Here is a 24609-nt window from a genome sequence, read left to right on the forward strand (position 1 = left end):
CTCACCTCAAATCCTTCTTAATTCTCTCTACTATCTCTCCAGGGGTATGAACCTCACCGCCTATCTTGCTTATGAGCTCAACCTCAGCCTTCCCGTTGGCTCCCTCTCTAACCAAGTGATAGAGCTGACCAAGGTTCATCTCCGCTACGTACATTATCTCTGCATTTTCGGCTATTTTCTCTATTAGTTCAAAGTCAAAAGGCCAGATCACATTAAGCTTGAGCAATCCGGCTTTTATACCCTCTTTGCGGAGTTCCTTAACGGCTCTCATAGCAGATCTTGCCACGATCCCAAAGCTTATTAACACTATATCAGCGTCTTCCAGTTCATAGGTCTCATAATCAATGATGTCCTTCTTGTTGTTCTCTATCTTGGCAACAATGCGCTTTATGAGCTTCTCATGAACCTCTGCCTCAACCGTTTTGGGCCTTCCTCTTTCGTCGTGCGTTAATCCAGTGACATATGTCCTATACCCCTTCCCAAAGATCGGCATTGGGGGGATTAAATCGCCGTGAACGTCTCCAAACGGATACTTCGCCTCTTCTTCATTAGCAGGAAGCTTTCTATAGATGAGTTCAAGCTCGTCCGGATTTGGAGCGTAGACTCTCTCCCTCATGTGTCCCACTTCAGCATCGGTTAGAAGTATAACAGGAGTTCTGTACTTCTCTGCAAGATTAAATGCTCTTATTGTCATGTCAAAGGCCTCTTGAACCGTTGCTGGTGTTAGAACTATTAGGCTGTGATCACCATGGGTCCCCCATATAGCCTGCATTAAATCGCCCTGAGCTGCCAAAGTGGGCTGACCAGTCGAGGGGCCGCTTCTTTGAACGTTTACCAAAACCAGGGGAGTCTCTGTCATTACCGCATAACCGAGGTTCTCCATCATCAAGCTAAAGCCCGGGCCGGAAGTTGCAGTCATAGCCTTGGCTCCGGCCCACGAAGCACCTATTACAGCGGCTATGCTCCCTATCTCATCCTCCATTTGAATGCTTACGCCATCAACAAGGGGCATGTAAAGGGACATTGCCTCAAAAATTTCGCTTGCGGGGGTTATTGGGTAACCAGCATAAAACCTGCACCCAGCTAAAATAGCAGCCCTTGCTATAGCTTCATCTCCCTGAATAAAATCCGCAGCACCTACAGGAAACGGATATCTCATCTTAATCCCTCCTCATAACCTATCCTAAACGCCTTTAGATTTATTTCCTCTGTTCCTCTGGGAACCCTTCTCCTTATGGCCTTTTCAACACTCTCTTTTTTCACAATATTCGTTTTTGCAACCAAATATCCAAGTGCAACCATGTTGACCGTTAGAGCCAAGCCCGTTTTTTCTTCAGCAAGTCTGGTGAACGGTGCGCCTACATATTCCCTATCAGGTTTTACAAGGTCGGTGTCAATTATCAAAAGCCCATCCTCACGGAGAGAGTCTTTTGTTGAATTGTAACCGAGTTGGGCAAGAGCAACGAGAATATCAGCTTTTGTGACCATCAAATCATAGATCGGCTCCTTTGAGATTATCAAATCCGCTATTGAATGCCCTCCCCTGCTTTGAGAGCCATAATCCTGGGTTTGGATAACGTTAAGTCCCTCTATGGCCGCAGCCTCCCCTAGGATTATCCCCGCAAGAACGACTCCCTGTCCTCCAACACCTGCTAACCTAATCTGCATCTTCACCACCCAGCTTGTAATATTGAGCAACCTCATCAATAAGCTTATTGAGTTCCTCTGTAAATTCAGGCTTTTCCCTGTTTACAAATTCCCCAATGATAATCTTGCCTTCAAGCTCCTCTGGGGGCATGTTCTTGGCTTTGCTTATGGGTACGGCATTTTTTGAAAACCAGCGAAGCATCTCAGCTGGAGTCTTCATCTTGTTTCTTCTTCCGAACTGCACGGGACATTGAGAAACTACCTCAACAAGCGAGAATCCCTTAACAGTCAATGCCCTCTTTATGCTCTCTATTAACTGGTAAACATGAAAGGTAGTCCACCTTGCCACATAAGAGGCTCCAGCGGATGCCACAGTTTCAGCTATTTTTAATGGATGCTCAATGTTTCTATAAGGTGTTGTGGTGGTAATTGCTCCGAAGGGAGTTGTTGGTGCTACTTGCCCACCGGTCATCCCATATATGAAGTTGTTAACAAGAATCACAGTTATGTCAATGTTTCTCCTTGCTGCATGAATAAGATGATTTCCTCCAATTCCCGCTAGGTCTCCATCACCGCTTATAACAACCACTTTCTTATCGGGCAAACCAACCTTAACACCCGTCGCAAATGCTATAGCCCTTCCATGTGTAGTGTGCAGAGTGTCAGCAAGAAAGTACGGTGAGGCTATCCAAGCCGAGCACCCTATCCCACTCACGACAACTAAGTCACGCGGGTCGATTTTTAGCTGGTCTATGGCGTTTGCAAAGGCATTTAACACAGTCCCCCCACCACATCCGGGACAAAGTGCGGTTGGAAGGGCTTCCTTCCGAAGGTACTTAGCCATTTCATACTTCGTGTAAATTTGTTTTGCCATACACATCACCTTTAAATATCCAAACACCAACCTTATTCAGCGATGATGAATATCTAATCCGCCGAACGGTGACGAGAACGCTCGGCTGAGCTCTCTATTTCCTTTAAAATCTCTTCTACTGTTAATGGGACTCCTCCTATCTTGTTCACGCCAATAACTGGAACTTCTTCCCTTACGAAGCGCTGCACCTCAAGTATCATCTGTCCAAGGTTCATTTCGGGCACAAGAATTGCGTGGACTCTCTTAGAGAGTTCCTTAATTCTCTTTTCTGGAAACGGATGAACGGTCTTCGGGACAATGAGTCCAGCTTTTATCCCTCTCTTTCTGGCCTCTATTACTGCTCCAAGTGATGGCCTCGCGCTTACTCCCCAGCTCACAAGCAAAATCTCCGCATCGTCGGTGTAGTATTCTTCCCACTTTTGGATTTCCTTTTCATGAATCTCTATCTTTTTGTGGAGCCTTCTAACCAAGCGATCGTGAACTTCAGGAGTATAAACATCTCTCAAGCCATTTTCCTTGTGCGTAGAGCCAGTAACGTGGGTAAAATAGCCGTTGCCGAAGAGGGGCATTGGGGGAATTAAATCCCCGTGAACGTCTCCAAACGGATACTTCGCCTCTTCTTCATCAGCAGGAAGCTTTCTATATATTATCTCAACTTCCTCTGGATCAGGGATTCTTATCTGTTCTCTCGTGTGCCCTATTATCCCATCAGCGAGAAGAATCACGGGCATTCTGAATTTCTCACTCAAGTTGAATGCCCTTATTGTCTCCCAGAAGCTGTCTTCTACACTTACTGGAGAGATTGCAATTATTGGATGATCTCCATGAGTTCCCCATCTTGCCTGGAAGAAATCCCCCTGGGCACCTTTTGTTGCCTGACCAGTCGAGGGGCCGCTTCTTTGAACATCGACCAAGACTAAAGGGGTTTCTGTAAATACAGCATATCCAAGGTTTTCCTGCATTAAGCTAAAGCCCGGGCCAGAAGTTGCAGTCATGCTCTTAAGGCCTGTCCAAGATGCTCCAACAACAGCGGCTATACTCCCTATCTCATCCTCCATCTGGATGTAGTAACCCTTGAGTTTTGGAAGTTCTCTTGCCATTGTTTCGGCAATTTCACTTGCGGGAGTTATTGGGTAACCAGCATAAAACCTGCACCCAGCAAAAAGAGCTCCATAAGCTATAGCTTCATCGCCCTGCATAAAGTAGTTTCCCTTTGGATAAAGCTTTTTTAAGAGCCCTATTTGTTCGGGCTCGTCTCCTCGGATTATCATCTTATCACCACTTAACCGCTATTGCAAAATCCGGACAGAGGAGCTCACAGAGCTTACACTTCACGCACTTATCTGCATGCACTGGAATTGGATAATGAACGCCTTTTTCACTAAGTTCCTGGCTCCACTCGAAAACCTTTCTTGGGCATAGCTCAACACAAATGCCGCATCCTTTGCAGAGGAAAGTGTCAACGCTTATCTCGACTGCTTCAGTTTTCCCAACAGCCAGATAATTATCTTTTTTGACTTCGACGTTTGCCATAATCATCACCTGCGATTTGCTAAGTGTTTTTACGTATGTAAAACATTTAAAGTTTTCGAAAATTTTCTCATCTATGAATAAATTTGGTCTGTAGGTTGCTTTTTTTGAGCGAATTCCTAACAAACATGCCCACATTGTACAGTAATAGTCACTAAACAGCCTTCTTTAGCTTGGAATTTTTGGGGATGTGGTTTACATTTGTAAAGATGCTCACCAGATTTGGAGCTGCCAGTCAAGCAACCCCTCGGAAACTATATACCCCCATTCATCTAAACAGTCATGCTCAATGTTCTTGAGGAATTTTAGATTTTGGGTGTTTGAGAAGTCTCTAATCGCCTTTGCAACAACTTTGTCGCACTTACCACAGTTATGAGGCCCTCTTTTTGAACCAGCTCCCACAGGATCGCTCAGTATCCTCTTTTCTGGAAAGTTCTCTTTGGCCCACCTCAAGATTTCGACAACGCTCCAAAGCCAAGGTGTTCTGTATTCTCCTTTTTCCCATAGCCTCTCATAAGTTGTCCCCTTTTGTATGTTGGTCACGTTTATGGAGAACGTATCCGTATATGGAGCGGCTTTCTTTATGCTTTCTTTTACATCTTCAATTGCATCTTTTTCACTCAAAAAGATCGGCTTAAAGAGAAGATATGTTTTAACGTTAGCTCCAGCATCCCTAATTATCTCACTAGCCCGTATGAACTCTTCAAAGGTATTTCCCTTATTTATGCTCACATCTGCGACATCATCATTTGCAGTCTCCAGCCCTATAGCAACTTCGAAGTATTTCTCCCCGATAATTTCAACAAGCTCTCTGACTGCATCATATCTCACAAGCTCTGACCTGCTCTCCACTACTATCTCCTCAACATTATTCATCCCCGCCAGTATCGAGAAAATCCTCCTTCTAGTCTCCCGCTTTAGCTCACCATCATCAAAGAAACTCCCAGATGTAAAAATCCTAACTGCTACTGGACCTTTTTTACCCTCAATTTTCTTAAGGGCTTTTTTAAAGTACTCCACAAGCTTCTCTTGACTCCAAGGGACTTTGGGAGCTTCTGCCGGATAAGAACACATATAACATGCTTCTCCAATTCTATACCTGTAACATCCAATTGTAGGTAGAATGATGTAGAGAGCAGTTCCCCTTTTTCCAGCAACGTTGTCCTCGCTTGTCCAAAACGTCATTAATTCTCACCTACCAAAGCTTAGAGAATGGCTTTTTAAGTTTGATGGAAACCCTCATATATGATAAAACCAAAAGGCAGTAGGTGAGAGCTATGAGCTTAAAGGAAGCCAAGACTTATGGGAGTATAGGAGCAATCCTTTCCCTCCTAGGAGGCCTTATACCAAGGGTAGGGGTTTTAGTTACGATAGCAGGGATGGTAATGATATTATTTGCGGTAAAGGAGATTTCCGACGAATTCAGAAGAGAAGACATTTTTAGAAGCTACCTTGTAGCACTTATCCTCCGTTTGGGGGCATTTCTGGTACTCATAATTGCTGTTTTAGTTGGGATTGGAGTTGCAGTATTCAAAGGGATGCCTTTCAGGGCTATGGAAGAGGGTTTTTGGGCATTAAGACATGTAATTGCCACATTTTTAGTGGGAGCACTCTTGGCATGGATCCTCTTCCTTCTTGGTTCCTACTATCTTAAAAAGAGCTATGAAGAGATCGCAGCTGAAAGTGGTGTTGATGTATTTAAGACAACAGGTTCTCTGTACTTTCTAGGAGCTATCTTGGTAATCGTTTTTGGACTTGGAGTGCTCATAATCTTGGCAGGAAAGATACTGGAAATAGTTGCATACCTTTCTCTCCCAGAAAGAGCTGAAAACGGAGAGGGGTAGAGATGGCAAAGATACTTGTAACAAATGATGACGGAATCCACTCGAGAGGAATAAAAGCTGCCGTAGAGGCCCTTCAGGGATTAGGAGAGATCTACGTAGTTGCCCCAATGTTTCAAAGGAGCGCAAGTGGGAGGGCAATGACCATTCACAGGCCTTTAAGGGCTAAAAGAATAAGTATGAGCGGCGCAAAAGCAGCCTATGCATTAGATGGGATGCCCGTTGATTGCGTTATCTTTGCTATGGCTAGATTTGGAGAGTTCGACCTTGCAATAAGTGGTATAAACTTAGGAGAAAACATGAGCACCGAGATAACAGTTTCCGGAACTGCAAGCGCTGCAATAGAGGCTGCAACTCAAGAGATACCAAGCATTGCTATAAGCCTAGAGGTTAATAGAGAAAAACACAAATTTGGAGAAGGCGAGGAAATAGACTTCTCGACTGCCAAATATTTTTTGAGAAAGATTGCAACGGCGGTTTTAAAGAAAGGCCTCCCCAAAGGAGTCGATATGCTGAACGTTAACGTCCCTTATGATGCAAATGAAAGAACAGAGATAGCTTTTACTCGCCTGGCAAGAAGGATGTATAGGCCTTCTATTGAAGAGCGCATAGACCCAAAGGGGAATCCCTACTACTGGATAGTTGGAACTCAGTGCCCTAAGGAGGCATTAGAGCCGGGAACGGATATGTATGCAGTTAAAGTTGAGAGAAAAGTTAGCGTGACTCCAATAAACATCGACATGACAGCAAGAGTGAATTTAGACGAGATTAAAAGACTTTTAGAACTGTAGAAGCAAGAAAATTTTGGCGCCCGGGTCGGGATTTGAACCCGAGTCGCGGGAGTGACAGTCCCGCATGATGGGCCTGGCTACACCACCCGGGCAATTTGAGTGGCCGGCGGCGTCCCCGGTTTCCCGCCCCCTCTCGGAGGGCAGTACACCCGGGATCGCTGGCGGGCTTAACTTCCGGGGTCGAAACGAGTCCGGGTGTGACCCCGCCGCTATGACCGCCGTACCACTAACAACTCCCGGCATTGGGTTTATAAATTTTGCGGTAACGCAGAACTTGCCTTTCAGAGGTGCAAAGTTTAAATACACTTCTTCAAGTGAAAAACTTAAATAGTGAAAAGGCTTCCTACATAAAAGCGGTGATGAAAAATGAAAGTTAAAAGCCTCATGACTCCAGACCCAGTGGTAATTGAACTTCCGGCAACGAGGAATTACGCACTCGATCTTTTCAAAAAACATAGAGTTAGGTCTTTTCCGGTAGTTAAAAAAGGCACAAAGGAGCTTGCTGGTATAGTTAGCATAAAAAGTGTTCTTTTGCACCCTGATGAGGATCAACTCGCAATGCTCGTTAAGAGAGATGTTCCTACCGTACATCCCAATGATACCTTGAAAAAGGCCGTTAAGCTGATGCTTGAATACGACTACAGGCGTGTTGTTGTAGTGGATGATCAAAACCGGGTTGTGGGTATTCTAACGGTGGGAGATATAATAAGAAGGTACCTCTCCAAGAACGAAAAGATGAAGGAGATAGAAATTGAGCCCTATTACCAGAGATATGTGAGCGTTGTCTGGAGGGGAACGCCCTTAAAGGCGGCATTAAAGGCACTGCTGCTTTCAAACTCCATGGCTTTGCCCGTAATAGATGATGAAGGGAACCTTATAGGCATTATCGACGAGACAGATCTCCTCAAAGACAGCGAGATTGTGAGGGTTATGAAGAGTGCGGAGTTAGCAGCTTCCAGCGAGGAGGAGTGGATATTGGAGAGCCACCCCGTGCTTCTCTTTGAGAAGGCAGAACTTCAGCTTCCCAAAAAGCCAGTAGAAGAAATTATGACAACCGAACTAAAACTTGCAACCCCACATATGAGTGTTTATGAAGTGGCAAACATAATGACAAGGGAACACATAGAGCAGCTACCCGTTGTCAAAGGGGAAGGAGAAATAATAGGGTTGATTAGAGACATTGACCTCATAAGGGTAATAGTGAAAAAGGCATGAAGGAAATTTCCCTTTCTCTTATTGGTTTTGGAAACGTGGGGAAAGGGGTTGCTGAGGTACTTCTCAACAAGCATCAGTATTTCAAAGAGAAATACAACCTCGAGATCAAGGTAGTGAGCATTACCGATTCTACCGCCACAATATGGGATCCCAACGGGATAGACCTAAAAGAGGCTTTGGAAACTAAGGAAAGTTTTGGTTCGCTTAAATTCTGGGGAAATGAGTATGAGGTTTATGAGTTGGGAGCTTCTGAGGTTGTTGAAGAAATCGACAGCGATGTGGTGGTTGACGTTACCAACGACAAAAACGCAGCAAAATGGCATTTGGAGGCTTTAAAGAATGGAAAGTCCGTTGTAACCTCAAACAAACCACCTGTGGTTTTTAGTTATAGAGAACTCCTCAAGGTCTCGTCTGAAAAAGATGTGCCTTACCTTTTTGAGGCTACAGTAATGGCGGGGACGCCTATAATACACCTCCTTAGGAGTGCTCTACTCGCTGATTCTATAGAAAGGATTTGGGGAGTGCTCAACGGCACAACAACGTTTATCCTAAATGCAGTAGAAGAAGGCATGAGCTTTGAAGAAGCCCTTAAAAAAGCCCAAGAGCTTGGAATAGCAGAAAGAGATCCATCAAATGATCTCAAAGGAATTGATGCAGGTTATAAGGGGGTCATTCTGCACAACATAGCCTTTTACCCCTTTGATTTCAAAAAAGCTTACATAGAAGGTATAGAGGGAATATCGGAGGAGAAAACCAGGGATAACTTCAAAAAAGGATCTGTTACAAGGCTTGTTGCCCTTGTGGAAGATGGGAAAGTGGAGATAAAGCCCAGAAGATTACCCATGAACAGTCCCCTAGCCGTTAAAGGTACTTCAAACGTTGCTTTGATAGAGAGCGATTTATTAGGGGAGTTAGTTATTAGGGGAGCTGGGGCAGGGATAAAAGAGACTGCCTCTGGAGTTGTGAGCGACATAATAAGAGCATCCTTAAGAACCAAATATTTATAACTCCCTTCTGGATTTTTTGACTCGGTGAGAGTGTGAAGCATGTAATAGCCCTCCATCAGGTTTATGGAGAGCTGATATTCAGGGGGCTTAAGTATCATGAAATAAGAAAAGCCCCTGTTTTTAGGGAAGGGGATACTGTTTTTCTCTATATCGCAAGAGGAGACCTAAGCTTCTTAAGAAGAACTCTGGGAAAACTCGGCCTTAGTGAGGAACAAGTTTTAACTAAAAGGGGGAGCATTGTTGGAGGGTTTGAAGTCGGGGAAGTTATTAAAGCCGATTTTGAAACACTGTGGGAGTTAACGAAGGATACCAGTGGGCTTAGTTTTGTCTATGGCGAAGAAGAGGGTAAAAAGTGGCTTAAACAGTATATAAAAGAATACGGCTATGCCTTTACCATAGAAAAGCCGTTTCTTTTTAGAGAACCCCTTACAAGAGAAAAAATGAAGGAGCTTTATGGCATTCACGTAGAGGGAATAATCCACCTTTCAAGCAGGACAAGGAAGCCATGGGTTAAAACTCTTCTCGAAGACCTCACCGTGAGAGAAGTTCACTTTATCTAGCCTTCATTCGGTTTCTTCTTCAGGGTAATATACTACGTAAGGCCCTGTGCTGAGTTTTTTGATTTCTTCTTTTGTGAGAAGTCTGCTCTTGACTTTCTCCCCTATTAATGCACTGTTCCCAAAGGGATCCATGATTTTTACTGTTAGGGGTTTTTTGCCCTCTTTCACTTCCTCAATATATGAGAGGAGTTCATCAATCTTTTTTACACTTTCCTCGTCATTTTCCTGGGTCTTAAAGTTCCTGGCCATTAGCAGAGTTTCCCTAGTCCTCTCGAGGACACCTTCTATATTCGTTACAAACCCCTGACTCGCTGGTCCAGGCTCTATTTTAACCCCGATCTCTTCAAGCTCAATAGTCCCACTTTTGCTCCTTACAACCCTTGTAAAGAGATCTTTTTCTTCTTCTACCTTGATACTGTAAAGTTTGGGCTCTTTCTCTTCGAGTATCATTACATCGGCATTTCGATACCCGCACTTCTCGCATATTATCGTAGACTCCATCACCTTACCAAAATATGGAATTTCATGAATGTGATTAAGAGCCTTCAGAGTGTTCTTTCCCCCACATACTGGGCAGTCGCCAAGCCTAACCTCATGTATCTCGCTCATTTCAACTCACCAAGATCAAAAAGAATAGAGGATTTATAAAGGTTAAAGAAGCCTTTCAACCTTTGTATATTTTAATGTCTGAAGGAGTAATGAGAATCTTAATCTCGTGTTTTGCTATTTTTGCCGTCTCTCCGCCAAGGGCTTGAGTAATCCCCTTTATCTGCTCAACAACCTTTGCAAGCACTTCAGGTTTTGATTCCAACGGTGTTAAATCGGCGATAATAATGTTACCTGCCTGTATTTCTTCAGAAATCTTTTCCAAATCGCTGTAACTAGTAACAACAATCTTCTTGACATATCTAATCTCCGGCTCAACAATCGTTTTCGCTATAACATCCTCTTCCAGAGGGACGACATCAATTTCACGTCTGACATCTCTCTTTCTTCCCGTTCCAAGTTCCTTCTTTGTTTCTTCTTTTTTGATAATCTTGTCAAACAGTCCCATACTTTTCACCCCAAAAACATTCTTGACTAAGTTATTTTTTGGTACTAGGTCTTTATATTTCTTATGGATGAGCTAATTAATAAGTGGCAAAGAGATGGTGTATCAAAAAGTGAAGGTACGTCTTTTGTCAATCGAGAAATTAAAATAAATTAGGTCTTCCAATAGGTGAGCAAAAAATCTTTGTGAGTGCTCTTATGCACAACTTTCCCTACCTGGGTAAGACCTTAAATTTCGCTGATTGTCTATATAGGAAAACATTTTCCAGAGATGGGGTATCTCACCTCTCCCTTAAATAGTTCCTATTTATTTATAAGAAAATGGGAGATGAAAAGGGTGAAAATGGCCGCTTTTATCGAAAGGTTTATATATCTTTAATTCAAAAAATAAGAATGAAGAATTTCCCAAGGAGGTGTTGTGAATGGCTGAGTTGCCAATTGCCCCAATTGACAGATTGATTAGAAAGGCTGGTGCCGAGAGAGTTAGTGAAGAGGCTGCCAAGATACTCGCCGAGTACCTCGAAGAATACGCAGTCGAGCTCGGAAAGAAGGCTGTTGAATTCGCTAGACACGCCGGCAGGAAGACAGTCAAAGCCGAGGACATTAAGCTTGCAATTAAGGCTTGAAAGCCTTTCCCTTTTTTGTCTTTTCTATTATGGGTATTTCCACTCTGTTTCCCACGGCTTGTAGATATCAAATTTGAAACGTTCACCCGTTATCTTGCCAACGAGAAACGTTGGATCACTCATTCTTGGAACCGTTGGGGAGCCGGGATTAAGGAGATGCACTTTTTTACCCATATACTCATAGCTTTTGTAGAAGAACCTATGGGTATGACCAAAAATTAACAAATCAACTCCCATATCAAGGGCTTTGTATTTGAGACTTTGCTCATCCAAGCTGAGAAATTGATGGCCGTGGATGATGCCCACTTTCAGATCTTCGATTTCTAAAACCTTCTCCTCTGGAAAAATTGGCTTGTCTAAGTTTCCCCTAACGATAACTACTGGCGCTATTTCTCTAAAAATATCAAAAAGCTCAGGGGATGTCAAATCCCCAGCATGGATTATTAGCTCTACTCCCTCATTTCTAAAAACATCAAAAATTAAATCGGGAAGATAGGAAGTTTTGTCGGGGTAGTGAGTATCGCTAAGTATTCCTATTTTCATTTCTTCCCCCACTTGTTTAAGTGGGGATGCGTATATTAAGTTTGTCCACAAGTTCTTTATACCTGTTCCTTACCGTAACTTCTGTAACTCTCGCAACCTCAGCCACTTCTCTTTGGGTCATTTTTTCCCCTTCAAGAAGGCTCGCTATGTAAATAGCAGCTGCAGCTATTCCTGTCGGACCTTTCCCACTTGTAAGACCTTTTTCAATTGCCTGATTTAGTATCTTTACCGCCCTTCTTTTTGTCTTTTCACTTATCCCGAGCTGATCTCCAAATCTTATAACGTAATCAATAGGGCTGGTTGGTTTTAGTCGAAGATTGAGCTCCCTAGCCAGATACCTGTAACTTCTCCCAATCTCCTTTTTATCAACTTTCGATACGTCCTCTATCTCGTCCAAGGTCCTTGGTGCATTTGCAATCCTACACGCTGCGTAAAGACAAGCGGAAACCATTCCCTCTATGGATCTCCCTCTAACTAGCTTGTTAATGACGGCCTTTCTGTACAAAACCGCCGCAATTTCTCTTATGTTCCTAGGAAGTCCCAGCTGGGAACCCATTCTATCAAGCTCGCTCAAAGCGAACGCAAGATTTCTGTCTATAGCATCGCTTATTCTCATCCTTCTCTGCCACATTCTAAGGCGGTATATCTTTGTTCTAATGCTCCCTGAGATATCGCTCCCGTGGATGTCTTTGTTTCTCCAATCTATATCTGTAGAAAGTCCCTTATCATGAAGCATTACAGTTTCCGGTGCTCCTACCCTAGAACGTTTCTCCCTTTGTCCAGGCTCGAAAGCCCTCCACTCTGGCCCCAAATCCATAATCTCTTCATCCAGAACATATCCACAGCTGGAACAAACAATCTCGGCCCTACTTGGGTCATAAATCAAGCTTTCCGAACCACAAATAGGGCATCTTTTAATACCTCCAAGTTGAGTCAAAAACTCTCACCCCCTCTTCTGGGGGGCAGGGCGCTTTTTCTTGACCTTCCCCTTATGCTTTTTACCAGCTTTAGAAGGAGCTTTTTTTCTGCGCTCATCAACGTATAAAACTTCCCCAACATACTTCTGAGGATCTTTAACACGGGGTTTTACAGCAACATATGGATAATTAACTGGACCAAAAACATCCTTAACAATTCCAATAACCTGAAGATTCTTATCCACTACAGGATCATTTAGTGCAGGTGCAAATGTTGAACGGAGTATCAAGAAACCCTGTTTGGCGTAATGAGAAACCTTGCCTAAACGCTTCATAGCCCCACCCCAATCGAAAACCTTTTAAATATATTCCTCCCGACCTTTTTAAACTTTTCGCAATACCATAAACAATAGTAAGATTTTATAGAAAAGTTTTTAAGTAAGAGATGCCTTTCCACTGGAATTTTTGCAACGTTAACCTTTTAAATTCATGAGTATTTTAACTACAAACGGTTTCTAAAGAATTTAGGGGGGAGGTAGAGATGCCACTTATTGAAGAAGTCGCAACCCACAGATTTGAGAGAATAGGCAGTCATTCCCACATAAGAGGGCTTGGATTAGATGAAAACGGTAAAGCCAAGTTCATTGCAGACGGGATGGTAGGACAAACAAGGGCAAGAGAAGCAGCAGGAATTGCCGTTAAGCTCATAAAGAAAGGGAAGCTGGCTGGCAAAGGAATTCTCCTTGCAGGGCCAACAGGGAGTGGAAAAACCGCCATTGCAATGGGCATAGCAAGAGAACTTGGAGAGGATGTGCCTTTTGTTCAGATCTCTGGAAGCGAGATATACTCCGCTGAAATTAAAAAGACCGAATTCCTAAAGCAGGCTTTGAGAAGGGCAATTGGAGTTAGGATAAGCGAGGAGAGAAAGGTTTACGAAGGGAAGGTAGAGAGAATACAGGTCAACAAGACAAAACATCCCTTTAATCCCTATGTAGAAATCCCCGAGTCCGTTGTAATTACTCTAAAAACCAAAGACGATGAAAAAACAATCAGGGCTGGGAGAGAGATAGCATACCAGCTTTTAGAGATGGGAGTAGAAGAGGGAGATGTTATTCAAATAGATGCCGAAACAGGCAGAATTTCAAAACTCGGAACGACAAAGGAAGAAGAAGGGCTATTCTTCAAGAAAAAGATCGAAATGCCAAGCGGACCTGTGCTCAAGATTAAGGAATTCACATATACAGTGACTCTCCATGACTTGGATCTCGTAAACAGTCGGGCTGGTGGAATATTCAGCCTCTTCTTTGGGGGAGGACTTGAGATTACAGATGAGATAAGAGAGAAAGTTGATGAAATGGTGAAGCAGTGGATAGAGGAAGGAAAAGCCATTCTCGTGCCAGGAGTTCTTTTCATAGATGAATGCCATATGCTTGACATAGAGGCATTTTCGTTCTTAGCTAGAGCCATGGAAAATGAGCTGGCACCCATTCTAATCTTAGCAACCAACAGGGGCATCACAAAGATAAGGGGAACTGACTTAGAATCACCCCATGGAATACCAATAGACATGCTCGACAGATTACTAATAATCAACACTGAACCCTATAAAAAGGAGGAAGTCAAGGAAATCGTGAAGATAAGAGCGAGAGAAGAAGGTATAGAGATTTCAGAGGAAGCTTTAGAGTATCTGGCAGAGCTCGGAGAAAAGACAAGCTTGAGATATGCAGTTCAGCTTTTAGCTCCCGCAAGCATCTTAGCTGACGGTAAAAAGGTAGAAAAAGGCCACATTGAGAAAGCAAGAGAATATTTCGCCGACATAAAGAGAAGCACAGAATATGTCCAAAATCTTGAAGGGATGCTCCGCTGAGTTTTTTTTATTTATAAACTTACTTTAAGTCTAAATATTTTTAAAGGCTCCATGGATTTTAGTCATAAATTTGCTCAACAAAGCATATATACCCCTGATTATAACCTATGAAATGCCTTCCTCTGGATCATCTGCTTCCAGTGGAAACCTTTTAAAAGGTGTTAAAATTATACTGAATTAAAATGAAAAAATGCAAAAAATAGGCACAAATTTGTGCTATAATAACTAAGAAGACCAAAAAATTGGTCAAATTGTCAAGAATTGGATATATTTCCAATGGAGGGACGAGGAATGTTACAGGAAGGACAGACCAACCTAAGATCACTTTTTGAAAAATATCTCCACACACAGCGGATCTTCAAAAACAAGGATGTTTTGAGGCACAGCTATACCCCCCGAGAACTTCCACACAGGAGAGAGCAGATAGAAACTCTCGTTCACATATTAGTCCCTGTTTTAAGGGGGGAGACGCCTTCAAACATATTTGTATATGGGAAGACAGGAACTGGAAAAACGGTTACCGTTAGGTATGTAACTGAGGATTTGATGCGGATATCTCAAAAGTACAATGTTCCAGTAGATGTTATTTATCTCAACTGTGAGATTGTTGATACCCAGTATAGGGTTCTAGCGAACATAGTTAACCATTTCAAAGAGGAGAGCGGTGTAGAGGTTCCCCTTGTAGGATGGCCAACTGATGAAGTTTATGCACAGCTAAAGAAAGTGCTGGATATGAGAGAGCGCTTTGTGATAATAGTCTTAGACGAGATAGACAAGCTGGTTAAGAAGAGCGGCGATGACATCCTGTATTCCTTAACAAGAATAAACACGGAACTTAAAAAAGCAAAAGTAAGCATAATAGGTATCTCAAACGACCTGAGGTTCAAGGAATATCTCGACCCAAGAGTTCTCTCAAGTTTAAGCGAAGAGGAAGTTGTTTTCCCACCATACGACGCTAATCAGCTGAGGGACATACTTATGCAGAGAGCTCAAGAGGCTTTTTATGACGGTGTGTTGGATGAAGCTGTTGTTCCTCTGTGTGCTGCTTTGGCAGCGAGAGAACATGGAGACGCAAGAAGGGCTCTTGATCTGCTGAGAGTGAGCGGGGAGATAGCGGAGAGAGAAATGGCTCCAAAGGTTACTGAAAGACACGTATGGAAAGCCCAAGAAAAGATAGAGCAAGATACCATGGAGGAAGTAATTAAAACACTTCCCCTACATTCAAAGATTCTGCTCTATGCAATAGTCCTCCTCGACGAAAACGGAGAATTACCGGCAAACACGGGCGATGTTTACTCCGTCTATAAAGATCTCTGTGATTACCTCGACCTTGAGCCTTTAACCCAAAGGAGAATAAGCGATTTGATAAATGAGCTGGATATGCTCGGTATTATCAATGCCAAGGTCGTCAGCAAGGGCAGATACGGAAGAACAAAAGAGATAAGGCTCAACATAACACCCTATAAAGTTAAAAACATCTACCGCTTTGAAGAGACATTGAGGCCATTGATATCAGTAAGCATGCTTAAGCAGAGGAGGTTGTTCTATGGATGAACTTGTGAGGGGTTTGATATCAAACAGCTATCTAATAACTCCCCCCGCATATTTTCTTTTGTCTGAACACTACAACAAGGATTTTACCCTCCCAGAACTTATAAAATTCGCAAAGGCAAAAGGGACTTTCATAATAGATGAGATTATTGCAGAGGAGTTTTTAGAGTCTAAGGGAGTTATAACAAAACCAAAACACCTAGAGAAGTTCATGACAGGCAAAAAATCTGAAGAAAAAGGCTCGGAAGAATTTGAAGGGGAACAAACGTTAGAAATCCCAGAAACCGAGGAAGCATTAGAAACTCCAGCGTCTGTAAGCAGAGAGGAAGAAGTTGAAAAGCCTCCTCAAATTCCAGAAACTCAAGGATATGCCACTTCCGAAATTACCAAAGAGCCTCTAATGGAAGAAATAGGGGAGAAAGACGAAAAAAGTGTAAGCGAATTTGTAGAAGAAGTAGAGACAATTGAGGGGGATAACAAAGAGATTGTAGAAGAATTTGCAGAGGTGGAAGAGGCAGAAGAAGTAGAGGAACCTTTTGAGGCTAATGGAGAAGAGAATGGAGAAAATGGAGAAGTTAAAAGAAAAGTTATTTTCGAGGAATATGGGGTTCCTTTGGTAGCTGAGGAAGAATTACCCGAAGAGGAAAAGAAAGCTTATTCCGTTTATGCCGACTTTAAGGTTTCTCCAAAAGAAGGATTTGAGTTTATTGCCAAAAAGCTAGAGCCAGACTTCAAGGTTAAATTTGACGTGAGAAACGTTAAGCTCAAGCCGCCAAAGGCTAAAAACGGGACAACTAAGGAAGGAGAGATTATTGTTAAGGTTTATGAGAATTATTTCAAAAGCAGACTGAGAAAGATGAGAAGAATACTTCGTGAAAATCCCGAAGTTTCTGGTGTTATTGATATAGGAAAACTGAGCTATATAAACCCCGAAGGGGACATAACAATCATAGGGCTCGTAAACTCAAAAAGAGAAACAAGAAACGGATATATGTTTGAGGTTGAGGACTTAACCGGAATAATAAAAGTCTTCATAGGGAGAGACAAAGAGGACTACAAAAAAGCCTTTGAGATAATGCCCGACAGTGTAGTGGCATTCAAGGGGAGGTATTCAAAAAGAGGAATATTTTTTGCAGAAAACATTTACCTCCCTGATGTCCCGCTGTATAAAAAGGAAAAACCACCGCTCGAAGAAAAAGTGTACGCCGTTCTGATAAGTGACATACACGTGGGGAGCAACAAGTTCTGTGAGAAGGCATTCATGAAGTTTTTGGAGTGGCTAAACGGGAATGTAAACACAAAGGCTGAAGAGGAGATAGTTAGCAGGATAAAATATATGATAATAGCCGGTGATGTTGTTGATGGCATTGGCATATATCCAGGTCAATACAACGAACTAAGCATACCTGATATTTTTGATCAATACGAGGCTCTCGCCAATTTGCTTTCCAACGTCCCCGATCATATAACTATGTTTATAGGCCCGGGAAACCACGATGCTGCGAGAACAGCTTTGCCACAGCCGGAGTTTTATAGAGAATATGCAAAGCCCCTTTATGAACTGAAGAATGCTGTCATAATAAGCAATCCCGCCGTTATAGATTTACATGGAAGAGAGTTTCTAATTGTTCACGGTAGAGGAATAGAGGATGTTGTTAGCTATGTTCCAAATATGAGCCACCATCAGCCCGTAAAGCCCATGGTGCAACTTTTGAAACTAAGGCACTTAGCCCCAACTTTTGGAGGGAAAGTCCCAATAGCTCCTGATCCAGAGGACCTGCTTGTCATAGAGAGTGTTCCAGATTTGGTTCAGATGGGTCATGTCCACGTTTTGGACTACCAGATATACAGAGGAGTCTTCCTAATAAACTCGGCAACCTGGCAAGCTCAAACGGAGTTCCAGAAGATGGTTAATATCGTTCCAACTCCCGCCAGAGTTCCAATTATAGATGTGGAGACTGCCAAGCTAAGAATGATAGTGGACTTTAGTAAGTGGTGTGACGTCTGAGGTGAAATAATATGGAGCTTTACAGCGAAGATATGAGAAGATATTTCGAATCCCTGCAAAGGGAGATTGACAAAGCTTATGAGATAGCCAAACAAGCTAGAGCTCAAGGGAAAGATCCTGTGAGAGACATTGAAGTCCCCCAGGCAACCGATATGGCGGGGAGAGTTGAGAGTCTTGTGGGTCCAAAGGGAGTTGCCGAGAGAATAAGAGAGCTCGTGAAGGAATATGGAAAAGAACTTGCCGCTCTTAAGGTTGTTGATGAAATAATAGAAGGAAAATTTGGAAAGTTTGAGAGCAAAGAGAAACTTGCCGATCAATCTGTGAGAACCGCTCTGGCGATTCTAACTGAGGGCATTGTCTCCGCTCCTCTTGAAGGAATAGCTGATGTTAAAATAAAGAAAAACTCAGACGGTACCAATTACCTTGCAATTTATTATGCCGGTCCAATTAGAAGTAGCGGAGGGACAGCGCAGGCCCTAAGTGTTCTTGTTGGAGACTACGTCAGAAGGAAGCTCGGCCTTGATAGGTTTAAGCCAAGTGAAGAACATATAGAGAGATATGTTGAGGAGGTAGATCTTTATCACAGAGCCGTTACAAGACTCCAATATCACCCTTCACCAGAGGAAGTCCGTCTAGCAGTGAGGAACATCCCAATAGAGATAACTGGAGAAGCAACCGATGACGTAGAGGTAAGCCACAGAAACGTTCCCGGAGTAGAAACGAACCATCTAAGGGGAGGAGCAATCCTCGTTTTGGCAGAAGGTGTTCTCCAAAAGGCGAAAAAGCTTGTAAAGTATATTGACAAAATGGGCATTGAGGGCTGGGAATGGCTAAAGGAGTTCGTTGAGGCAAAAGAAAAGGGTGGCGGAGAGGGAAAAGGAGGAAACAAAGAGAGTGAAGAAGTTAAAGAGGAGAACCTAGAAAAAACCACCATAAAGGTGGAAAAAGGCTTTTACTACGAGCTCTACGAGAAGTTCAGAAAAAACATAGCTCCAAATCCAAAATACACAAAAGAAATAATAGGCGGGAGACCTCTTTTTGCTGAACCTTCAAGAAACGGTGGCTTTAGGCTCCGCTATGGAAGGAGCAGAGTGAGTGGATTCGCAACGTGGAGCATAAATCCAGCAGTCATGATAATGGTCGATGAATTCCTAGCTGTAGGAACACAAATAAAGACCGAAAGGCCCGGGAAAGGGGCAATTGTGACCCCAGTGACCACTATTGAGGGGCCTATTGTAAAGTTAAAAGATGGAAGCGTTGTGAGAGTTGACGATTATTACAGAGCCATCGAACTGAAAGATCAAGTTGAGGAGATTCTATACCTTGGAGATGCACTTATAGCCTTTGGAGACTTTGTGGAGAACAATCAAACCCTTTTACCTGCCAATTATGTTGAAGAGTGGTGGATTCAGGAATTTGTGGAAGCGGTAAACAAAGTTTACGAACTTGAGCTCAAACCTTTCCAGGAAAACGAGCGAGAAATTGTGGAGGAAGCTGCAGATTATCTTGACCTAGATCCAGAATTTTTGGGAAGGCTTCTTCACGATCCGGTCAAAGTAAAGCCCTCAGTCGAAGACGCTATACACCTCTCGCGCATTCTCAAAATACCCCTTCATCCCTACTACACACTTTACTGGAATACCCTAGAGGCGGAAGAGCTTATTTCTCTTCAAAATGCCCTCGTAAATGCTAGGGTAGATTGGGAAGAATATAGAGGCTTCAAATATGCGAAAAGAGTTGAAATCCCTCTCAAATCTCTAGGAAAGGCCAAGAGATATCTGGAGCTCCTTGGGATAGAGCATAAAGTCTCTGAGGACCTCGTTATAATTGAGTATCCATGGTCAGCAGCATTGTTAACTCCTTTAGCCAATTTAGAGAAGAAAATTGAATTCAAAGAATTCTACACTCCCATAGATCTGATAAATGAGATAAGTGATGTTAAGCTTAGAGACAGAGGAATCAGCTGGATAGGGGCAAGAATGGGAAGACCAGAAAAGGCAAAAGAAAGAAAAATGAAACCCCCAGTTCATGTTCTTTTCCCGATAGGACTAGCCGGAGGAAGTTCGAGAGATATTTACAAAGCTGCCCAAGAAGGAAAAACCGCAGAAGTTGAAATAGCACACTTCAAATGCACCAGTTGCGGTCATGTAGATATCTATCCCACCTGTCCTAAATGTGGAAGCGAGGCTAAGCTACTCTATCATTGCCCTAAATGTGGCTTTGAATCAACAATCGACACGGAATGCCCAAAATGTGGTATAGAAATGAAAGCTTATCGCAAGAGAAAGATAAATCCATCAGAACTATTAAACAAGTCCATGCAAAATGTTGGAGTTTACACTCTCGACAGGCTCAAAGGCGTAATGGGTATGAGCTCCGCCCACAAAATAGCAGAACCTCTCGAAAAAGGAATACTAAGGGCAAAAAACGATGTCTACGTCTTTAAGGATGGCACCATAAGATTTGACGCCACAGATGCTCCGATAACCCACTTCAAACCTAAGGAGATAGGGACAAGTGTCGAAAAATTAAAGGAGCTTGGCTATACCCACGACTTTGAGGGAAAGCCCCTTGTAAGTGAGGATCAGATAGTCGAGCTCAAAGTCCAAGATGTAATTCTTTCAAAAGAGGCCGGAAAGTATCTAGTCAGAGTTGCAAAGTTTATAGATGACCTTCTTGAAAAGTTCTACGGATTGCCGAGGTTTTACAACGTTGAGAAAATGGAAGATCTAATAGGGCATCTAGTGATCGGCCTAGCTCCCCATACATCAGCTGGAATCATTGGAAGGATTATAGGCTTCGTTGATGCCCTCGTTGGCTATGCTCATCCGTACTACCACGCAGCAAAGAGGAGAAACTGCGATGGCGACGAAGACAGTGTAATGCTCCTTCTCGATGCTCTTCTTAATTTCTCACGTTACTATCTGCCGGAAAAACGTGGAGGAAAAATGGATGCTCCCCTCGTCGTAACTACAAGGCTTGACCCAAGAGAAGTTGATAGCGAAGTTCACAATATGGATGTAGCCAGATACTATCCTTTAGAGTTCTACAGAGCAACTTATGAGCTTAAATCTCCAAAGGAGCTAGTTGGAGTTATTGAGAGGGTGGAAGATCGTTTGGGCAAGCCAGAAATGTACGAGGGACTAAAGTTTACCCACGATACAGACGACATAGCTTTAGGTCCAAAAATGAGCCTCTACAAACAGTTAGGAGACATGGAAGACAAGGTAAGCAGGCAGTTGGCCCTAGCAGAACGCATTAGAGCAGTGAACGAGCACCACGTAGCTGAGACTATAATAAACTCTCACATAGTGCCAGATTTAAGAGGAAACCTAAGAAGCTTTACAAGGCAAGAATTTAGATGTGTGAAGTGTAACACCAAATACCGGAGGCCACCTCTAACTGGAAAATGTCCAAAATGCGGGGGCAAGATAGTTCTCACAGTCTCAAAGGGAGCAATTGAGAAATATCTACCCACAGCGAAGATGCTGGTTACCCATTATAACGTTATAGATTACACAAGACAGAGAATCTGTATTACAGAAAAAGACATAAAGAGCCTGTTCCAGAATGTATTTCCAGAAACCCAGAGAACCCTTCTTGCACTTGGTGCTATGGACGTCTGTGAAAGAATGATTGCAGAAAGGACGGGAAAAATCACAAAGAAAAACGGATATTTGGATGAGCTCAGAGAAAACGGCAAGTGGAAAAAGAAGAGAGAAGAAAAAAGCACAGCCAAGGAGACCAAGCTCAAAGAGAGTGAAGAGAAGAAGGATATCAAATCTAAAAAGAAAAGAGGCAAAAAAGTCATCAGCTTAGAGGATTTCTTTGGCTCTTAACTTTCAATTCAGCAAAAAAGATAAATACTTGAAAAGCAAGATTATTCTTGAGAGCGATGAAATTAGTGCCTAGTGTGGCTTACCTTAGAATCCAGAGGCAGTTTTATGTAGGTTATTCAATGGCATTAGCCGGATGGATAGGGGAGCATTTAATTATTCGTAAGTCTCTCCCAAAGCCTTCTTTTGTTAATAGGGCCTTGAAAAAGCTTGGTTTTTCCCTCATTGGCGAAGAAATTGGTGAAGATGAATATTCATATTTCTTTAAGAGAAGGGACGTGGGGATTTCTGTATTTTTTGAGCCTTCAAACGACCTGCTGTTTCTCCAGATATATCCCCTCAAAAAGAGGATAACATCGGGTATAAGCGTAAGATCCCAATACATAGAGTTCTATGACCAGTTCGTGGTTTCTATTGAACCTGCTCAAAAGCTACCACCCGGGATCAGAAGTTTGGGCATTAACCCCCTGATACTTGAGGATTATTATCCAGTATCCACCCCGTACTGGGGAATGGTGCACGAGGATTGGGAAAACGACCTAAAAATGCTGGTTATGAGAAACGAGATATTTGAAGAGCTTGAGAGGAGCGAATACCGCTGTCCAGTCTGCTTCTCCGAGCTGAGTGTGGAGGATAACTACTTGAAATGCCACACGTGCGGATTTGTATATACAGCTGAAAGCGAGTTCGAGAAAGTGATATCAAAGTTCTCATTGGGTATTGGGGAGGAAGAGATTATATTCTAGCTTTTCTTCTGCAGTAAAATTTATAAATGCAACCATAAAGTAGTGATTGGGCGCAGCCCCGTGGTGTAGCGGCCAAGCATGCGGGACTTTGGATCCCGCGACCGGGGTTCGAATCCCCGCGGGGCTACCAAACCCCGGGCTCCAGAACCCAAATTCTTCAATCAAAAACTTAAACTTAATTAATCCATTTTTTCAATACCACTAAGGTGATAGCAATGATAAAGCTGATCTCCTTTGATGTCTGGAACACCCTTCTGGATATCAAAGTAATGATTAAAGCCCTTGGAAAGGCCCTTTCAGACCTCTTGAATTTACCAGAAGAAGAAGTCATGGAGAAAATCCTTGAGGTTAGAGAAGAAATCAAAAGAATAAGAAAGGACACGAGAGGCAATCCAGAAAAAGCCCTAGAGGAAAGCCAAGAGCTTCTTGCAAGAGCCTTGGGGGTTGAAGTGGAGATAATCAAGAGGGCCGCTGCAAAGGCCACCCTAACCGTTGGCGAGGAAATTGTCCTTCTCGGCGTAAAGGAGACCCTAAAGGAGCTCCATGGAAAGTACATCATAACTACCACTGGCAATGTGATGTTCTGGCCTTCTGCATACACAAGGCTCATCTTGGAAAAGTTTGGAGTGTGTGATTACATAACCAAGCAGTTCTATTCGGATGAAGTCAAAGCTTACAAACCCATGAGAGAGGCATTCCTAGCACCATTGAAACACTTCAACATACCTCCCAGCGAAGCAATACATATTGGGGACACCAGAGCGGAAGACTTTGAGGGGGCATTAAGTGTGGGAATGTACGCATGCTGGATAAATCCCAAGGCAGAAAAGATCGAGCAAATACATGAGAGAGGCTTTGTGGTCAAAAGTGTAAAAGACCTGCCAGAAGTCCTATCCCGGATTTAATTCTAAATTTTTCTAAATTTTGAAGAAAAAAGAGGAGATCAAACCTTAATTCCACCCATTATCAAAGCCATTGCTGCTTTTTGGGCGTGCAACCTGTTCTCTGCTTGATCCCAAACAACGCTGTTTGGTGAGTCTATTACATCATCGGTTACTTCTTCTCCCCTGTGGGCTGGGAGGCAGTGCATGAAGATGTAATCTTTCTTTGCGTGCTTAACGAGCTCTTTGTTAACCTGGAATGGAGCAAATATTTTCCTTCTTTGCTCGGCCTCAGCTTCCTGACCCATTGAAGCCCAGACGTCGGTGTATATCACATCGGCATCTTTAACTGCTTTAACCGGGTCATGGAGAAGCTCAAAACTTCCCCCGCTCTCTGCAGCATTCTGCTCAGCCCACTTTATAACCTTTGCGTCGGGTTCATAACCTTCCGGTGTAGCAACAACAACATTTGCACCTAGCTTCGTTCCTGCGATCATGAGGGAATGGGCAACGTTGTTGCCATCGCCGACGTAAACAACCTTAAGCCCTTCAATTCTTCCCTTTTTCTCTTTTATAGTCATGTAATCAGCTAAAGCTTGGCATGGGTGTGAGAAATCACTAAGACCATTTATGACGGGAACGCTTGCATATTTTGCAAGATCAACAACGTCTTGGTGATCAAAAACCCTTGCCATAATCCCATCCACATATCTACTGAGAACTCTCGCTGTATCTGCTATCGTTTCTCCCCTCCTCAATTGGAGATCCTGGGCGTTTAAATACAGCCCATATCCACCAAGCTGGTATATACCGACTTCAAAGCTTATTCTTGTCCTTGTAGAGGGTTTTTGAAAGATCATAGCTAAAGTCTTGCCCTCGAGAACTCGATGTGGCTTCCCAATTTTGTTCCAGATTTTCATCATTTCAGCTGTTTTTAGAATTGTCTCAATTTCTTCTCTTGTAAAGTCCTGAAGGCATAGTATATCCCTTCCAGCTAAACTCACTACCATGTGCATCACCGTCTAAAGCTTGGCATTTTCTTTAATAACTATTTCGTCGTTAGAAAATAACCTATGGCGAAAATTTTCAAAAAATTTCTGAAAGCTAGTGGATAAATGT

At 43.0% G+C, this 24609-nt stretch carries 24 protein-coding genes, 2 tRNA genes and 1 rRNA gene; 13 read left to right on the forward strand and 14 right to left on the reverse strand.

Annotation, left to right across the window (positions count from 1 at the left end; translation table 11 throughout):
- Window position 1: 1 nt before the first annotated feature.
- From ACZ5NL_RS08395 to ACZ5NL_RS08420, 6 genes are all read right to left on the reverse strand, one after another.
- Entirely contained in the window at window positions 2-1159 is a 1158-nt protein-coding gene (locus ACZ5NL_RS08395; protein WP_464841852.1) for a 2-oxoacid:acceptor oxidoreductase subunit alpha, read from the reverse strand.
- On the reverse strand, window positions 1156-1668 hold the full coding sequence (locus ACZ5NL_RS08400; RefSeq protein ID WP_464841853.1) for a 2-oxoacid:ferredoxin oxidoreductase subunit gamma: 513 nt from the start codon (window positions 1666-1668) through the stop codon (window positions 1156-1158). The genes ACZ5NL_RS08395 and ACZ5NL_RS08400 overlap by 4 nt, the downstream gene beginning before the upstream one ends.
- Window positions 1658-2521, reverse strand: a complete 864-nt coding sequence (locus tag ACZ5NL_RS08405; RefSeq protein ID WP_464841854.1) for a 2-oxoacid:ferredoxin oxidoreductase subunit beta — start codon at window positions 2519-2521, stop codon at window positions 1658-1660. Before ACZ5NL_RS08405 ends, ACZ5NL_RS08400 begins: the two co-directional genes overlap by 11 nt.
- Before the next feature lie 53 nt (window positions 2522-2574).
- Complete coding sequence (locus ACZ5NL_RS08410; RefSeq protein WP_464841855.1) at window positions 2575-3792, reverse strand: 2-oxoacid:acceptor oxidoreductase subunit alpha; 1218 nt, start codon at window positions 3790-3792, stop codon at window positions 2575-2577.
- Window positions 3793-3796: 4 nt separating this feature from the next.
- Window positions 3797-4054: a 2-oxoglutarate ferredoxin oxidoreductase subunit delta gene (locus ACZ5NL_RS08415; RefSeq protein ID WP_179193041.1), complete on the reverse strand. Its 258-nt coding sequence runs from the start codon at window positions 4052-4054 to the stop codon at window positions 3797-3799.
- Between the two features lie 210 nt (window positions 4055-4264).
- Window positions 4265-5236, reverse strand: a complete 972-nt coding sequence (locus tag ACZ5NL_RS08420; protein ID WP_464841856.1) for an archaeosine biosynthesis radical SAM protein RaSEA — start codon at window positions 5234-5236, stop codon at window positions 4265-4267.
- 92 nt (window positions 5237-5328) lie between these two features.
- Between ACZ5NL_RS08420 and ACZ5NL_RS08425 the strand changes: the two genes are divergently transcribed.
- On the forward strand, window positions 5329-5895 hold the full coding sequence (locus ACZ5NL_RS08425) for a DUF996 domain-containing protein (RefSeq protein ID WP_464843427.1): 567 nt from the start codon (window positions 5329-5331) through the stop codon (window positions 5893-5895).
- Between the two features lie 2 nt (window positions 5896-5897).
- Window positions 5898-6683 carry a 5'/3'-nucleotidase SurE gene (surE, locus tag ACZ5NL_RS08430; protein WP_464841857.1) on the forward strand — a complete coding sequence of 262 codons (786 nt, stop codon included), beginning with the start codon at window positions 5898-5900 and terminating at the stop codon, window positions 6681-6683.
- A gap of 14 nt (window positions 6684-6697) precedes the next feature.
- On the opposite strand, the gene ACZ5NL_RS08435 is transcribed toward surE, so the two are convergent.
- A tRNA-Asp gene (locus tag ACZ5NL_RS08435) sits at window positions 6698-6775 on the reverse strand.
- 9 nt (window positions 6776-6784) lie between these two features.
- Window positions 6785-6906 (reverse strand): 5S ribosomal RNA (gene rrf, locus ACZ5NL_RS08440).
- Between the two features lie 143 nt (window positions 6907-7049).
- On the opposite strand from rrf, the gene ACZ5NL_RS08445 reads away from it, so the two are divergent.
- From ACZ5NL_RS08445 to ACZ5NL_RS08455, 3 genes are read left to right on the forward strand one after another with little or no spacing between them, the layout of a single operon-like run.
- Window positions 7050-7898, forward strand: coding sequence for a CBS domain-containing protein (locus ACZ5NL_RS08445; protein WP_464841858.1), 849 nt, complete (start codon window positions 7050-7052; stop codon window positions 7896-7898).
- Window positions 7895-8905 (forward strand): homoserine dehydrogenase, encoded by a 1011-nt coding sequence (locus tag ACZ5NL_RS08450; RefSeq protein ID WP_464841859.1) that lies wholly within the window; start codon window positions 7895-7897, stop codon window positions 8903-8905. Before ACZ5NL_RS08445 ends, ACZ5NL_RS08450 begins: the two co-directional genes overlap by 4 nt.
- Before the next feature lie 32 nt (window positions 8906-8937).
- Window positions 8938-9465 (forward strand): ASCH domain-containing protein, encoded by a 528-nt coding sequence (locus ACZ5NL_RS08455; protein WP_464841860.1) that lies wholly within the window; start codon window positions 8938-8940, stop codon window positions 9463-9465.
- Between the two features lie 3 nt (window positions 9466-9468).
- Here the strand turns inward: ACZ5NL_RS08455 and ACZ5NL_RS08460 are convergent, their stop codons facing one another.
- A complete protein-coding gene (locus ACZ5NL_RS08460; RefSeq protein WP_464841861.1) occupies window positions 9469-10074 on the reverse strand; it encodes a ZPR1 zinc finger domain-containing protein in 606 nt (201 codons plus the stop codon).
- Window positions 10075-10129: 55 nt separating this feature from the next.
- Window positions 10130-10519: a cell division protein SepF gene (locus tag ACZ5NL_RS08465; protein WP_004068980.1), complete on the reverse strand. Its 390-nt coding sequence runs from the start codon at window positions 10517-10519 to the stop codon at window positions 10130-10132.
- Between the two features lie 418 nt (window positions 10520-10937).
- On the opposite strand from ACZ5NL_RS08465, the gene hpkA reads away from it, so the two are divergent.
- Window positions 10938-11141, forward strand: coding sequence for an archaeal histone HpkA (gene hpkA, locus ACZ5NL_RS08470; protein WP_004068982.1), 204 nt, complete (start codon window positions 10938-10940; stop codon window positions 11139-11141).
- Window positions 11142-11168: 27 nt separating this feature from the next.
- On the opposite strand, the gene ACZ5NL_RS08475 is transcribed toward hpkA, so the two are convergent.
- From ACZ5NL_RS08475 to ACZ5NL_RS08485, 3 genes are read right to left on the reverse strand one after another with little or no spacing between them, the layout of a single operon-like run.
- Window positions 11169-11684, reverse strand: coding sequence for a metallophosphoesterase (locus tag ACZ5NL_RS08475; RefSeq protein ID WP_464841862.1), 516 nt, complete (start codon window positions 11682-11684; stop codon window positions 11169-11171).
- A 16-nt stretch (window positions 11685-11700) separates the two neighbouring features.
- A complete protein-coding gene (locus tag ACZ5NL_RS08480) occupies window positions 11701-12621 on the reverse strand; it encodes a transcription initiation factor IIB (protein ID WP_464841863.1) in 921 nt (306 codons plus the stop codon).
- Window positions 12622-12627: 6 nt separating this feature from the next.
- Entirely contained in the window at window positions 12628-12936 is a 309-nt protein-coding gene (locus ACZ5NL_RS08485) for a Gar1/Naf1 family protein (RefSeq protein ID WP_464841864.1), read from the reverse strand.
- A gap of 206 nt (window positions 12937-13142) precedes the next feature.
- Here ACZ5NL_RS08485 and ACZ5NL_RS08490 point away from each other — a divergent pair, with 206 nt between their 5' ends.
- The 7 genes from ACZ5NL_RS08490 (at window position 13143) to ACZ5NL_RS08520 (ending at window position 23514) form a co-directional block, all read left to right on the forward strand.
- Window positions 13143-14468: a RuvB-like helicase gene (locus tag ACZ5NL_RS08490; RefSeq protein WP_464841865.1), complete on the forward strand. Its 1326-nt coding sequence runs from the start codon at window positions 13143-13145 to the stop codon at window positions 14466-14468.
- Between the two features lie 291 nt (window positions 14469-14759).
- Window positions 14760-16022 (forward strand): ORC1-type DNA replication protein, encoded by a 1263-nt coding sequence (locus ACZ5NL_RS08495; RefSeq protein ID WP_464841866.1) that lies wholly within the window; start codon window positions 14760-14762, stop codon window positions 16020-16022.
- Window positions 16015-18027, forward strand: a complete 2013-nt coding sequence (locus ACZ5NL_RS08500) for a DNA-directed DNA polymerase II small subunit (protein WP_464841867.1) — start codon at window positions 16015-16017, stop codon at window positions 18025-18027. Before ACZ5NL_RS08495 ends, ACZ5NL_RS08500 begins: the two co-directional genes overlap by 8 nt.
- An 11-nt stretch (window positions 18028-18038) precedes the next feature.
- The gene (locus ACZ5NL_RS08505; protein ID WP_464841868.1) at window positions 18039-21866 is read left to right on the forward strand and encodes a DNA polymerase II large subunit; all 3828 of its coding nucleotides are present in this window, start codon (window positions 18039-18041) and stop codon (window positions 21864-21866) included.
- Between the two features lie 56 nt (window positions 21867-21922).
- Entirely contained in the window at window positions 21923-22609 is a 687-nt protein-coding gene (locus ACZ5NL_RS08510) for a hypothetical protein (RefSeq protein ID WP_464843429.1), read from the forward strand.
- Between the two features lie 54 nt (window positions 22610-22663).
- A tRNA-Gln gene (locus ACZ5NL_RS08515) sits at window positions 22664-22739 on the forward strand.
- 85 nt (window positions 22740-22824) lie between these two features.
- Entirely contained in the window at window positions 22825-23514 is a 690-nt protein-coding gene (locus ACZ5NL_RS08520) for an HAD family hydrolase (RefSeq protein WP_464841869.1), read from the forward strand.
- 38 nt (window positions 23515-23552) lie between these two features.
- Here the strand turns inward: ACZ5NL_RS08520 and argF are convergent, their stop codons facing one another.
- On the reverse strand, window positions 23553-24500 hold the full coding sequence (gene argF / locus ACZ5NL_RS08525; RefSeq protein WP_464843431.1) for an ornithine carbamoyltransferase: 948 nt from the start codon (window positions 24498-24500) through the stop codon (window positions 23553-23555).
- Window positions 24501-24609: the final 109 nt, after the last annotated feature.

The sequence above is a fragment of the Thermococcus aegaeus genome (assembly GCF_055393685.1).